This window comes from Salmonella sp. SJTUF15570 (assembly GCF_043357055.1).
GTDB lineage: Bacteria > Pseudomonadota > Gammaproteobacteria > Enterobacterales > Enterobacteriaceae > Salmonella > Salmonella enterica.
In genome coordinates, this window is the sequence record NZ_JBEUKJ010000006.1 from 240,744 (window position 1) to 253,238 (window position 12,495).

The following is a 12,495-nucleotide window of genomic DNA, read 5'->3' on the forward strand; positions in this document are numbered from 1 at the left end:
GCGAGCGTCTATCCGGCATTAATCTTCAGTTTCATCAATCTCTATGCGCCGAATTTGTAAGCCGTCATCGGCCACAATTCGCAGTGTATCGCTATGACATTGCGGACAACGACGTACACGGTGGGTTAACAACGTGACATATTGTTGACAATGCTCACACCAGCATTCGGCTTCCTGTTCTTCGAGGTGCAGTTTACAACCTTCTGCTATCGTGCCGCGGCATACCAGATCAAAACAAAAGGAAAGAGCGCTGGTTTCCACGCAAGAAAATGCGCCAATTTTGATCCAGACGGCTGTCACACGTTTTGCACCGTATGCTGAAGCCTGTTGTTCAATCAATTCCAGTGCCCGTTGGCAGAGGGTGATTTCGTGCATATCGCCTCCCGTAGTGGTTGCCCCTGTAAAGCAATATTTATGCCAATATTTTTATCCTCTGGCAGGTTAATGTCGACGATGACGAAATGACATGTCGTCACCGCGTCGAAACGGCAGTAACTGCGCTCGTCTGCTATTAAAAACAATAAGTTAAAAATTGGCATGAAAAATGCTTAACGCAGGCATCTCTGTTAAACGGGTAACCTGACATGACTATTTGGGAAATAAGCGAAAAGGCCGATTACATCGCGCAACGGCATCGTCGCCTACAGGACCAGTGGCATATTTACTGCAACTCGCTGGTTCAGGGGATCACCCTCTCGAAAGCGCGCCTGCATCACGCAATGAGCTGCGCGCCGGAAAGGGATCTTTGCTTTGTCCTGTTTGAGCACTTTCGTATTTACGTCGCGTTGGCGGATGGTTTTAACAGCCACACCATTGAGTACTACGTTGAAACCAAAGATGGCGAAGATAAGCAATTGATTGCACAGGCGCAGCTCGATATCGACGGCAAGGTTGATGAACGGGTTAACAACCGCGATCGCGAGCAGGTGCTGGAGCACTATCTGGAAAAAATCGCCAGCGTTTACGACAGCCTCTATACCGCTGTAGAAACCAACTCGCCGGTTAATTTGCGTCAATTGGTAAAGGGAAACAGCCCGGCGGTATAAGCCTGAGGCGTTGCCCGCTTTGATTCGCGATGTGGCGTTGCGCCATGTCATGAATGTTTTGGGGATGGGCGTGTCGATAAGTGTCGAAAATGACATTTCAACGGCATGTTTTCGTCAAAAATGACAATCACCTGAGGAATGCCTGGTGAATCGTTTTGTAATTGCTGACTCCACTCTCTGTATCGGCTGCCACACCTGTGAGGCCGCCTGTTCAGAGACGCATCGCCAGCATGGCCTGCAGTCAATGCCGCGCCTGAAAGTGATGCTGAATGAAAAAGAATCTGCGCCGCAGCTTTGTCACCACTGTGAAGATGCGCCATGCGCCACGGTATGCCCGGTTAACGCGATTAATCGCGTTGACGGCGCTGTCCAGCTTAATGAAAGCCTGTGCGTGAGCTGCAAACTGTGTGGTATTGCCTGTCCGTTTGGCGCTATTGAGTTTTCCGGCAGCCGTCCGCTGCATATTCCGGCGAACGCCAATACGCCGAAAGCGCCGCCCGCGCCGCCAGCGCCTGCGCGCGTCAGTACGTTGCTCGACTGGGTGCCGGGCGTACGCGCTATCGCGGTGAAATGTGACCTGTGCAGCTTTGACGAGCAAGGCCCGGCCTGTGTGCGGATGTGCCCGACTAAAGCGCTACACCTGGTGGAGAACACGGATATCGCCCGCGCCAGCAAACGTAAACGTGAGCTGACGTTTAATACCGATTTTGGCGATCTCACCTTGTTTCAGCAGGCTCAGAGTGGGGATGCATAATGAGTTCACTTTCACTGATTACTAGCGGCGTCGCGTGGTTTGCCGCCGCCGCCGTTCTGGCGTTTCTGTTTTCGTTTCATAAAGCGCTGAGCGGCTGGATTGCCGGTATCGGCGGCGCGGTCGGCAGCCTGTGTACGGCAGGCGCGGGGTTCACCGCGCTGACCAGCGCCGTTACGGTGAGCGGCGTGATGCCGTTTACCGGTCACATGCTGCAAATTACGCCGCTGAATGCTATCTGGCTGATTACGCTGGGGCTGTGCGGCCTGTTCGTCAGCCTGTTCAATATCGACTGGCATCGCCATCCACAGGTAAAAGCCAACGGACTGTTGATCAACCTGCTGATGGCGGCAGCCGTCTGCGCCGTGGTCGCCAGTAATCTGGGGACGATGGTGGTGATGGCGGAAATCATGGCGCTCTGCGCCGTGTTCCTCACCGGCGGTAGCAAAGAGGGCAAACTGTGGTTTGCGCTGGGCCGTCTCGGTACGCTGCTGCTGGCAATCGCCTGCTGGTTGGTGTGGCAGCGCTACGGCACGCTGGATCTGGGGCTGCTGGATCAACGTGCTCAGCAACTGCCGCTGGGCTCCGATATCTGGCTGCTCGGCGTTATCGGCTTCGGTCTGCTGGCCGGGATTATCCCGCTACACGGTTGGGTGCCGCAGGCGCACGCCAACGCCAGCGCTCCCGCCGCCGCGCTGTTCTCGACCGTGGTGATGAAAATCGGGCTGCTGGGCATTCTCACGCTATCTCTGCTTGGCGGCAATGCGCCGCTGTGGTGGGGCGTGGCGCTGTTGGTGCTTGGGATGATCACCGCCTTTGTCGGTGGTTTGTACGCGCTGATGGAGCATAACATTCAGCGCCTGCTGGCCTATCACACGCTGGAAAATATCGGCATCATTTTGCTCGGTCTGGGCGCAGGCGTTACCGGGATTGCTCTCAATCAGCCGGTACTGATCGCGCTGGGTCTGACTGGCGGGCTCTATCACCTGCTGAACCATAGCCTGTTCAAAAGCGTGCTGTTTCTGGGCGCGGGCAGCATCTGGTTCCGTACCGGTCATCGCGATATCGAAAAACTGGGCGGTATTGGTAAACGGATGCCGGTTATTTCTATCGCCATGCTGGTCGGTCTGATGGCGATGGCTGCGTTGCCGCCGCTGAACGGCTTTGCCGGCGAGTGGGTGATTTACCAGTCCTTCTTCAAACTGGGCAACAGCGGCGCGTTTGTTGGTCGTCTGTTAGGACCGCTGCTGGCGGTTGGCCTGGCGATTACCGGCGCGCTGGCGGTGATGTGTATGGCGAAAGTTTACGGCGTGACGTTCCTTGGCGCGCCGCGCACGAAGGAAGCTGAAAACGCCAGCTGCGCGCCGATCCTGATGGGCGTCAGCGTGGTGGCATTGGCGATTTGCTGCGTATTGGGCGGGGTTGCCGCGCCGTGGCTGCTGCCGATGATTTCCACTGCGGTACCGTTGCCGCTGGAAACCGCGCACACCACCGTATCGCAGCCGATGATCACGCTGCTGTTGGTCGCCTGTCCGCTACTGCCGTTCATCATTATGGCGATGTTCAAAGGCAACCGTCTGCCGTCGCGTTCTCGCGGCGCGGCCTGGGTGTGCGGCTACGACCATGAGCAGTCGATGGTGATTACCGCGCACGGTTTTGCCATGCCGGTGAAAGAGGCCTTTGCCCCGGTACTCAAACTGCGTAAATGGCTGAACCCGGTATCGCTGGTGCCGGGCTGGCAGAACGCGGCGGCCGCGGTGCTGTTCCGTCGTCTGGCGCTGATTGAGCTGGCGGTGCTGGTGGTGATTGTGGTTTCACGAGGAGCCTGAAAATGAGTGTGTTTTATCCGTTAATTCAGGCGCTGGTGCTATTTGCCGTTGCGCCATTGCTGTCCGGTATTACTCGCGTGGCGCGCGCCCGTCTACACAATCGCCGAGGGCCGGGCGTGTTGCAGGAGTACCGCGACATTATCAAACTGCTCGGTCGTCAGAGTATTGCGCCCGCGGATTCCGGCTGGGTTTTTCGCCTGACGCCGTTTGTGATGGTCGGCGTGATGCTGACTATCGCCACCGCGCTGCCGGTCGTCACCGTTGGATCTCCGTTGCCGCAACTGGGTGATTTAATCACCCTGATTTACCTGTTCGCCATCGCGCGCTTCTTCTTCTCTATTGCAGGCCTGGATACCGGCAGCCCGTTCACCGCGATCGGCGCCAGCCGTGAAGCGATGCTCGGCGTGCTGGTGGAGCCGATTCTGCTGCTGGGTCTGTGGGTCGCCGCGCAGGTGGCGGGTTCAACTCATATCAGCAATATCGCCGATACCATTTATCACTGGCCTGTCGCGCGCAGTATTCCGCTGATTCTGGCGCTGTGCGCCTGCGCCTTCGCCACCTTTATCGAAATGGGCAAGCTGCCGTTCGACCTGGCGGAAGCGGAGCAGGAGTTGCAGGAAGGGCCGTTGACCGAATACAGCGGTAGCGGCTTTGCGGTGCTGAAATGGGGCATCAGCCTTAAGCAACTGGTGGTGCTGCAAATGTTCGTCGGCGTGTTTTTGCCGTGGGGACAGATGGAAACATTCAGCGCAGGCGGACTGTTGCTGGCGCTGGTGATTGCCGTCGTCAAGCTGATTGTCGGCGTACTGGTGATCGCCCTGTTTGAAAACAGCATGGCGCGACTGCGTTTTTGCGCCACTTCACGCGTGACCTGGGCCGGTTTTGGGTTTGCGTTTTTAGCCTTCGTCTCCTTGCTGGCGGCGTGATTTAAGAGAGTTTGAGCATGTCTGAAGAAAAATTAGGTCAACAATACCTTGCGGCGCTGCACCAGGCGTTTCCGGGCGTCGTGCTGGACGAAGCCTGGCAGACCAAAGATCAGCTGACTATTACGGTGAAAGTAAACTATCTGCCGGAAGTGGTGGAGTTTCTTTACTACCAGCAGGGTGGGTGGTTGTCGGTGCTGTTCGGTAATGACGAACGCCAGTTGTGCGGCCACTATGCCGTTTATTACGTGCTGTCGATGGAGCAGGGCACGAAGTGCTGGATTACCGTTCGCGTTGAAGTAGATGCCAATAAGCTGGAATTCCCATCCGTTACGCCGCGCGTGCCGGCTGCCGTGTGGGGTGAGCGCGAAGTACGCGACATGTACGGTTTAATCCCGGTCGGTCTGCCGGACGAGCGCCGTCTGGTGCTGCCGGACGACTGGCCGGATGAACTCTATCCGCTGCGTAAAGACAGTATGGATTATCGTCAGCGCCCGGCGCCGACCACCGATGCGGAAACCTACGAGTTCATTAACGAGCTGGGTGACAAGAAAAATAACGTGGTGCCGATTGGCCCGCTGCATGTTACTTCCGATGAACCGGGCCACTTCCGTCTGTTCGTCGATGGCGAAAACATTATCGACGCCGACTACCGCCTGTTCTACGTCCACCGTGGTATGGAAAAACTGGCGGAAACCCGCATGGGTTATAACGAAGTCACCTTCCTGTCGGATCGCGTGTGTGGTATCTGCGGCTTCGCCCACAGCACCGCCTACACCACTTCCGTGGAAAACGCGATGGGCATTCAGGTGCCGGAGCGTGCGCAAATGATTCGCGCTATTCTGCTGGAAGTGGAACGCCTGCACTCGCATCTGCTCAACCTTGGCCTCGCCTGCCACTTCACCGGCTTTGACTCCGGCTTTATGCAGTTCTTCCGCGTGCGTGAAACCTCCATGAAAATGGCGGAGATACTGACCGGGGCGCGCAAAACTTACGGACTGAACCTGATCGGCGGGATTCGCCGCGATCTGCTCAAAGAGGACATGATCCAGACCCGTCAACTGGCGCAGCAGATGCGTCGTGACGTGCAGGAGCTGGTGGACATGCTGCTGAGCACGCCGAATATGGAACAGCGTACCGTGGGTATCGGCCGTCTGGACCCGGAAATTGCCCGCGACTTCAGTAATGTCGGCCCGATGGTGCGCGCCAGCGGCCACGCCCGCGACACCCGCGCCGACCACCCGTTTGTCGGCTACGGTCTACTGCCGATGGAAGTACATAGCGAGCAGGGCTGCGATGTGATTTCTCGTCTGAAAGTCCGTATCAACGAAGTTTACACCTCGCTGAATATGATCGATTTCGGTCTGGATAATCTGCCGGGCGGCCCGCTGATGGTGGAAGGCTTTACCTATATTCCGCACCGTTTTGCGCTCGGCTTCGCTGAAGCGCCGCGTGGCGACGATATCCACTGGAGCATGACCGGCGACAACCAGAAGCTGTACCGCTGGCGCTGCCGTGCGGCGACCTACGCCAACTGGCCGACGCTGCACTATATGCTGCGCGGCAACACCGTCTCCGATGCGCCGCTGATTATCGGCAGCCTCGACCCTTGCTACTCCTGTACCGACCGGATGACCGTGGTCGATGTGCGTAAGAAGAAGAGCAAAGTCGTGCCGTACAAAGAACTTGAGCGCTACAGCATTGAGCGTAAAAACTCGCCGCTGAAATAAGGAATCGCCATGTTTACCTTTATCAAAAAAGTTATCAAAACCGGCACGGCGACCTCGTCTTATCCGCTGGAGCCGATTGCGGTTGATAAAAACTTCCGCGGCAAGCCGGAACATAATCCGCAGCAGTGCATCGGCTGCGCCGCCTGCGTTAATGCCTGCCCGTCGAACGCGCTGACGGTGGAAACCTTACTGGCAACCAATGAGCTGGCGTGGCAGTTCAATCTTGGCCGCTGCATCTTCTGCGGTCGCTGCGAAGAAGTTTGCCCGACGGCGGCGATCAAACTGTCGCAAGAGTACGAACTGGCAGTGTGGAAGAAAGAAGATTTCCTGCAACAGTCCCGCTTTGCGCTGTGCAACTGCCGCGTGTGTAATCGTCCTTTCGCCGTACAGAAAGAGATTGACTACGCCATTGCGCTGCTTGCGCACAACGGCGACAGCCGCGCGGAAAACCACCGCGAAAGCTTTGAGACCTGCCCGGACTGTAAGCGTCAGAAATGCCTGGTGCCGTCCGACCGTATTGAACTGACTCGCCATATGAAAGAGGTCAGCTAATGAGCAATTTATTAGGCCCGCGTGACGCCAACGGTATTCCGGTACCGATGACGGTGGATGAATCCATCGCCAGCATGAAAGCGTCTCTACTGAAAAATATTAAGCGTTCGGCATACGTTTACCGCGTGGACTGCGGCGGCTGTAACGGCTGTGAAATCGAAATCTTTGCGACGCTGTCGCCGCTGTTTGATGCCGAGCGTTTCGGTATCAAAGTGGTACCGTCGCCGCGTCATGCCGATATTCTGCTGTTTACCGGCGCGGTGACCCGCGCCATGCGCTCTCCGGCGCTGCGCGCCTGGCAGTCGGCGCCGGACCCGAAAATTTGTATCTCTTACGGTGCCTGCGGCAACAGCGGTGGCATCTTCCACGATCTCTACTGCGTCTGGGGCGGTACCGACAAAATCGTCCCGGTGGATGTGTATATTCCAGGCTGCCCGCCAACGCCTGCCGCCACGCTGTATGGCTTTGCGATGGCGCTTGGCCTGCTGGAGCAGAAAATCCACGCCCGCGCGCCGGGTGAGCTGGACGAGCAGCCCGCAGAGATCCTGCATCCGGATATGGTGCAGCCGCTGCGCGTGAAGGTGGATCGCGCGGCGCGCCGGCTGGCGGGTTATCGCTATGGTCGTCAGATCGCTGATGATTACCTGACACAGTTGGGGCAGGGCGAGCAGCAAGTGGCGCGTTGGCTGGAAGCGGAAAACGATCCGCGTTTAACCGAAATTGTCACCCATCTCAATCATGTTGTTGAAGAGGCGCGTATCCGATGAGCGAACAGGTGGTGTTCAGTCAACTGAGCCGTAAGTTTATTGATGAGAACGATGCGACGCCCGCCGAGGCGCAGCAGGTTGTCTATTACAGCCTGGCGATTGGTCACCACCTGGGGGTTATCGATTGCCTGGAGGCCGCGCTCACCTGCCCATGGGATGAGTATCTGGCGTGGATCGCCACCCTGGAAGCCGGTAGCGATGCCCGGCGTAAAATGGAAGGCGTGCCGAAGTATGGCGAGATCGTCATCGATTTCAACCATGTGCAAATGCTGGCGCGCGCGTTTGATGAGGCGCGCGCCGCGCAGACCCCGCAGCAGCAAGAATGGAGCAAACTGATGCTCAGTATGCTGCATGACATTCATCAGGAAAGCGCCATCTACCTGATGGTGAGGAGGCTTCGTGACTGACGTTTTACTCTGTGTCGGCAACAGCATGATGGGCGACGACGGCGCAGGCCCGTTACTGGCGGAAATGTGCGCGGCGCAGCCGAAGGGTAATTGGGTGGTGATTGATGGCGGCAGCGCGCCGGAAAACGACATTGTGGCGATTCGCGAACTGCGCCCGCAGCGTCTGTTGATTGTCGACGCCACCGACATGGGACTTAATCCGGGCGAGATCCGCATTATCGATCCGGATGATATCGCCGAAATGTTTATGATGACCACCCACAATATGCCGCTCAACTACCTGGTCGATCAGCTGAAAGAGGATGTCGGCGAGGTGATTTTTGTTGGTATCCAGCCGGATATCGTCGGGTTTTATTATCCGATGACTCAACCGATTAAGGACGCGGTAAACACTGTCTATCAGCGTCTGGAAGGCTGGCAGGGAAACGGCGGATTTGCCGCGCTGGAAGCGCCGGAGGCGTAAAATGCGCACATATTTAGGGAGAATTTGTGTTACCCGGCATAGGCGGTAAGAAGGACGTGAAGATTATCGTATGGAGCGGACTGCTATTTTTCTGCATCGCCGCGCGCGCACTGGCCACCGGTTTTGTCGGTTACCTGCCGATGAGCGACGGTGAATATGCGCAAAAGCGTGCGCTGAAGCCGCTGTTGACCCTGCCTTATTCTGTATCGCCCGACCAGACCTGGCATTTTCGCCAGGTCGGAGTCAGTGGGGTGACGCTACTGCCGGAGCCGAAAAAAGATAACGAATGGCGGATTAGCGGAAAAGACAGAGCCGGTAATTCGTGGGTTGTCCCGGTGGGAATGCTGATTAATTTGGCGGGTAATGCGCAATTTTATCGCGCTGACCTCGATCGTAACGGCATTCAGGATCTGGTTATCTGGTTGGGCAATCCTGGGTTGGGCCTGGCGCCGAGCGCGCAATACATCATTTTCACCTTTCTCAAGAATGGCCGCCCCTGCGTCTTTGAACCGTGGGGGTTTTATACCGCCACCGATACTGGCGTCGATGATTTGCTTGATTTACAGGGCAATGGGCGCACGCAACTGTTGGATATGCAGTTTGACTCAGGCTACTGGATAACCAATTTATATCAGGTGAAGGACGCCCGCTGGCAGCGCGTACACGGCTGGTTTGGCCGGTTGAGTTATCCGGCGCTGACCCGTTTTAATCACTATCCTGGCCGTAAATTAATTATCAAACCTATTGCCGGAAGGAATCCGCAAACGGACGATCTTTCCCTTACGCAGCGCTGTTTAATACGCGGTAACGTATTGCCAGGCGTTAATCAGGATTGATGTCAGTTGCGGTGCAGAGTTGGCTGGCTATCACTGCAAATCTTGACCACCACTGGCGACATTACGTGTCATCGACACTTGTGACGATGACACGTAAATGCTCACGAAAATAGAAAGAATGTTCTTAAATAACAATGAAATAAAAATTGGCACGATTCGTGTATATATCGGCACATCATCTGTTATTGCTGGAGAATTTGATGAACCGTTTCATCATTGCAGACGCGAGTAAGTGCATTGGTTGCCGTACCTGTGAAGTGGCTTGCGTCGTATCCCATCAGGAAAATCAGGATTGCGCATCGCTGACCCCTGAAACCTTTTTACCTCGTATCCATGTCATCAAAGGCGTGAATGTTTCCACGGCAACGCTGTGTCGCCAGTGTGAAGACGCGCCGTGCGCCAACGTTTGCCCGAATGGCGCTATCAGCCGTGACAAAGGCTTTGTTCATGTGATGCAAGAACGCTGCATTGGCTGTAAAACTTGCGTAGTGGCATGTCCTTACGGCGCCATGGAAGTGGTGGTACGTCCGGTGGTTCGCAATAGCGGCGCGGGGCTGAACGTGCGTGCCGAAAAAGCCGAAGCCAACAAGTGCGATCTGTGTCACCACCGTGAAGCCGGTCCGGCCTGTATGGCCGCTTGCCCAACGCACGCCCTCATCTGCGTGGACCGCAATAAGCTCGAACAGCTAAGCGCGGAAAAACGCCGTCGTGCGGCGCTGGATTCAACGGCATCGCTGCTTTTCTGATTTCTGCGATTGCGCGTAGAATACGCCACAAAGCATTGCCGGATGGCGGCATCAATGCCTTATCCGGTCTACGGTCCGTGCGGTTGTAGGCCTGATAAGCGTCGCGCCATCAGGCATCCGGGGTCGATGATGGCGGGAAAATAAGATGGCGATAGACACACCTTCCGGCGTACAGCTACGCATTCGGGGCAAAGTACAGGGCGTCGGTTTTCGTCCTTTTGTCTGGCAGCTGGCGCAGCAGTTGCGATTACACGGCGACGTGTGTAATGACGGCGACGGCGTCGTCGTTCGGCTGCTGGAAGATCCGTCGCAATTTATTGCCGCGCTCTATCAGGATTGCCCGCCGCTGGCGCGCATTGACAGCGTTGAACACGCGTCGTTGGTATGGGAGCGCGCACCGACGGATTTCACCATTCGTCAGAGCGCAGGCGGTTCGATGAACACGCAAATCGTGCCGGATGCGGCGACCTGCCCGGCATGTCTTGCCGAGATGAATACCCCAGGCGAGCGGCGCTACCGTTATCCTTTCATCAATTGCACCCACTGTGGACCACGCTTCACCATTATTCGTGCTATGCCCTATGACCGGCCATTTACGGTGATGGCGGCGTTTCCCTTGTGTCCGGAATGCGACAGCGAATACCGCGATCCGTACGATCGCCGTTTTCATGCCCAGCCCGTTGCCTGTCCGTCATGCGGGCCGCATCTTGAGTGGCGGAGCCAACATGAACGAGCGGAAAAAGAGGCGGCTTTGCAGGCGGCGGTCGCCCAACTGAACGCCGGAGGCATTATTGCCGTTAAAGGGCTGGGTGGTTTTCATCTGGCCTGCGATGCGCGCAACGCTAACGCAGTGGCGATGCTGCGGGCGCGTAAACATCGTCCGGCGAAACCATTGGCGGTGATGTTGCCCACGGCGCAAACGCTGCCGACCGCGGCGCGTTCGCTGCTGACCATGCCAGCGGCCCCGATTGTACTGGTGGATAAGCAGTATGTACCTTCGCTGAGTGAGGGCATCGCGCCAGGACTTACGGAGGTGGGTGTGATGCTGCCAGCCAACCCATTGCAACACCTCTTGTTGCAGGAGCTCAATTACCCGCTGGTGATGACATCCGGCAACCTGAGCGGCAAACCGCCCGCCATCACCAACGAACAGGCGCTGGACGATTTACACGATATTGCCGATGGTTTTCTGTTGCACAATCGCGACATTGTACAGCGCATGGACGACTCTGTCGTGCGCGACAGCGGCGAAATGCTGCGTCGTTCGCGGGGATACGTGCCGGACGCGATTGCGTTGCCGCCCGGATTTCGCGATGTGCCGCCGATACTTTGTCTGGGTGCGGATCTGAAAAACACGTTCTGTCTGGTACGCGGCGAACAGGCGGTTGTCAGCCAACATTTGGGCGATCTCAGCGATGACGGTATCCAGGCGCAGTGGCGCGAGGCATTGCGTCTGATCCAGTCAATCTACGATTTTACGCCAGAGCGTATCGTCTGTGATGCGCATCCGGGCTATGTTTCCAGTCAGTGGGCCAGTGAGATGCGTCTGCCGACAGAGACGGTGTTACACCATCATGCCCATGCGGCGGCTTGCCTGGCCGAGCATGGTTGGCCGCTGGACGGTGGAGAGGTGATTGCCCTGACGGTAGACGGTATCGGCATGGGTGAGAATGGCGCGCTATGGGGCGGAGAATGTTTGCGGGTCAATTATCGCGAATGCGAACATTTAGGCGGTTTACCCGCCGTGGCGCTGCCGGGAGGCGATCTGGCTGCCAAACAGCCGTGGCGTAATCTGTTAGCGCAGTGCCTGCGCTTTGTGCCGGACTGGCAGGATTATCCGGAGACAGCGGGGCTGCAACAGCAAAACTGGAATGTCCTGGCGAGTGCCATTGAGCGCGGCGTCAATGCCCCGTTGGCCTCTTCCTGCGGGAGGTTGTTCGACGCGGTGGCTGCCGCGCTTCGCTGCGCGCCAGCATCGCTTAGCTATGAGGGCGAGGCCGCCTGCGCGCTGGAGGCGCTGGCCTCTCAATGCGCTAACGTTGAGCATCCGGTAACGATGCCGCTTAACGGCGCTCAACTGGACGTCGCCGTTTTCTGGCGGCAATGGTTGAACTGGCAGGCCACGCCCGCGCAACGCGCCTGGGCTTTTCATGATGCGCTGGCGTGCGGGTTTGCCACGCTAATGCGCCAGCAGGCTACGGCGCGGGGGATAACCACTCTGGTCTTCAGCGGCGGGGTGATACACAACCGCTTACTTCGCGCGCGTCTTGCCTTTTATCTTTCTGATTTTAAATTGTTATTTCCGCAGCGGTTACCGGCGGGCGACGGCGGACTGTCGTTTGGACAGGGCGTGATTGCCGCAGCGCGAGCGTTAAGGGAAGTGTAGGGCACCGGATGGCGGCTGCGCCTTATCTGGCCTGTAAACAGATGCTCACTCGTAGGCCG

At 57.1% G+C, this 12,495-nt stretch carries 13 protein-coding genes; 12 read left to right on the top strand and 1 reads right to left on the bottom strand.

Annotated elements, in window-relative coordinates; all coding sequences use genetic code 11:
- Positions 1-18 precede the first annotated feature (18 nt).
- The gene (hypA, locus tag ABVN44_RS14385; RefSeq protein WP_000544461.1) at positions 19-375 is read right to left on the bottom strand and encodes a hydrogenase maturation nickel metallochaperone HypA; all 357 of its coding nucleotides are present in this window, start codon (positions 373-375) and stop codon (positions 19-21) included.
- Between the two features lie 209 nt (positions 376-584).
- On the opposite strand from hypA, the gene hycA reads away from it, so the two are divergent.
- The 12 genes from hycA (at position 585) to hypF (ending at position 12,436) form a co-directional block, all read left to right on the top strand.
- Positions 585-1,046 (top strand): formate hydrogenlyase regulator HycA, encoded by a 462-nt coding sequence (gene hycA, locus ABVN44_RS14390; protein WP_000158075.1) that lies wholly within the window; start codon positions 585-587, stop codon positions 1,044-1,046.
- Between the two features lie 145 nt (positions 1,047-1,191).
- Complete coding sequence (hycB, locus tag ABVN44_RS14395) at positions 1,192-1,800, top strand: formate hydrogenlyase subunit HycB (protein WP_001079164.1); 609 nt, start codon at positions 1,192-1,194, stop codon at positions 1,798-1,800.
- Complete coding sequence (gene hycC, locus ABVN44_RS14400) at positions 1,800-3,626, top strand: formate hydrogenlyase subunit 3 (protein WP_000097041.1); 1,827 nt, start codon at positions 1,800-1,802, stop codon at positions 3,624-3,626. Before hycB ends, hycC begins: the two co-directional genes overlap by 1 nt.
- A gap of 2 nt (positions 3,627-3,628) precedes the next feature.
- Complete coding sequence (locus tag ABVN44_RS14405) at positions 3,629-4,552, top strand: respiratory chain complex I subunit 1 family protein (RefSeq protein ID WP_000110563.1); 924 nt, start codon at positions 3,629-3,631, stop codon at positions 4,550-4,552.
- Positions 4,553-4,569: 17 nt separating this feature from the next.
- Positions 4,570-6,279 (top strand): formate hydrogenlyase subunit HycE, encoded by a 1,710-nt coding sequence (gene hycE / locus ABVN44_RS14410; RefSeq protein ID WP_052908327.1) that lies wholly within the window; start codon positions 4,570-4,572, stop codon positions 6,277-6,279.
- 9 nt (positions 6,280-6,288) lie between these two features.
- Positions 6,289-6,831, top strand: a complete 543-nt coding sequence (gene hycF, locus ABVN44_RS14415; protein ID WP_000493773.1) for a formate hydrogenlyase subunit HycF — start codon at positions 6,289-6,291, stop codon at positions 6,829-6,831.
- Positions 6,831-7,598, top strand: coding sequence for a formate hydrogenlyase subunit HycG (gene hycG, locus ABVN44_RS14420; protein WP_000067422.1), 768 nt, complete (start codon positions 6,831-6,833; stop codon positions 7,596-7,598). The genes hycF and hycG overlap by 1 nt, the downstream gene beginning before the upstream one ends.
- On the top strand, positions 7,595-8,005 hold the full coding sequence (locus ABVN44_RS14425) for a formate hydrogenlyase maturation HycH family protein (protein ID WP_000003725.1): 411 nt from the start codon (positions 7,595-7,597) through the stop codon (positions 8,003-8,005). Before hycG ends, ABVN44_RS14425 begins: the two co-directional genes overlap by 4 nt.
- Positions 7,998-8,468, top strand: coding sequence for a hydrogenase maturation peptidase HycI (gene hycI, locus ABVN44_RS14430; RefSeq protein WP_000132987.1), 471 nt, complete (start codon positions 7,998-8,000; stop codon positions 8,466-8,468). The genes ABVN44_RS14425 and hycI overlap by 8 nt, the downstream gene beginning before the upstream one ends.
- A 26-nt stretch (positions 8,469-8,494) precedes the next feature.
- Positions 8,495-9,304: a hypothetical protein gene (locus ABVN44_RS14435; RefSeq protein WP_000936681.1), complete on the top strand. Its 810-nt coding sequence runs from the start codon at positions 8,495-8,497 to the stop codon at positions 9,302-9,304.
- A 200-nt stretch (positions 9,305-9,504) separates the two neighbouring features.
- Positions 9,505-10,050, top strand: a complete 546-nt coding sequence (gene hydN, locus ABVN44_RS14440; protein WP_001078791.1) for an electron transport protein HydN — start codon at positions 9,505-9,507, stop codon at positions 10,048-10,050.
- 145 nt (positions 10,051-10,195) lie between these two features.
- A complete protein-coding gene (hypF, locus tag ABVN44_RS14445; RefSeq protein WP_052908326.1) occupies positions 10,196-12,436 on the top strand; it encodes a carbamoyltransferase HypF in 2,241 nt (746 codons plus the stop codon).
- Positions 12,437-12,495 lie beyond the last annotated feature (59 nt).

What these genes read in the sequence shown, in the direction of transcription:
- hycE (WP_052908327.1), top strand. Translation starts at nt 4,570, where the DNA reads ATGTCTGAAGAAAAATTAGGTCAACAATACCTTGCGGCGCTGCACCAG.
- hypF (WP_052908326.1), top strand. Translation starts at nt 10,196, where the DNA reads ATGGCGATAGACACACCTTCCGGCGTACAGCTACGCATTCGGGGCAAA.
- hycC (WP_000097041.1), top strand. Translation starts at nt 1,800, where the DNA reads ATGAGTTCACTTTCACTGATTACTAGCGGCGTCGCGTGGTTTGCCGCC.
- hypA (WP_000544461.1), bottom strand. Translation starts at nt 375, where the DNA reads ATGCACGAAATCACCCTCTGCCAACGGGCACTGGAATTGATTGAACAA.
- hycG (WP_000067422.1), top strand. Translation starts at nt 6,831, where the DNA reads ATGAGCAATTTATTAGGCCCGCGTGACGCCAACGGTATTCCGGTACCG.
- hydN (WP_001078791.1), top strand. Translation starts at nt 9,505, where the DNA reads ATGAACCGTTTCATCATTGCAGACGCGAGTAAGTGCATTGGTTGCCGT.
- ABVN44_RS14405 (WP_000110563.1), top strand. Translation starts at nt 3,629, where the DNA reads ATGAGTGTGTTTTATCCGTTAATTCAGGCGCTGGTGCTATTTGCCGTT.
- hycF (WP_000493773.1), top strand. Translation starts at nt 6,289, where the DNA reads ATGTTTACCTTTATCAAAAAAGTTATCAAAACCGGCACGGCGACCTCG.
- hycA (WP_000158075.1), top strand. Translation starts at nt 585, where the DNA reads ATGACTATTTGGGAAATAAGCGAAAAGGCCGATTACATCGCGCAACGG.
- ABVN44_RS14425 (WP_000003725.1), top strand. Translation starts at nt 7,595, where the DNA reads ATGAGCGAACAGGTGGTGTTCAGTCAACTGAGCCGTAAGTTTATTGAT.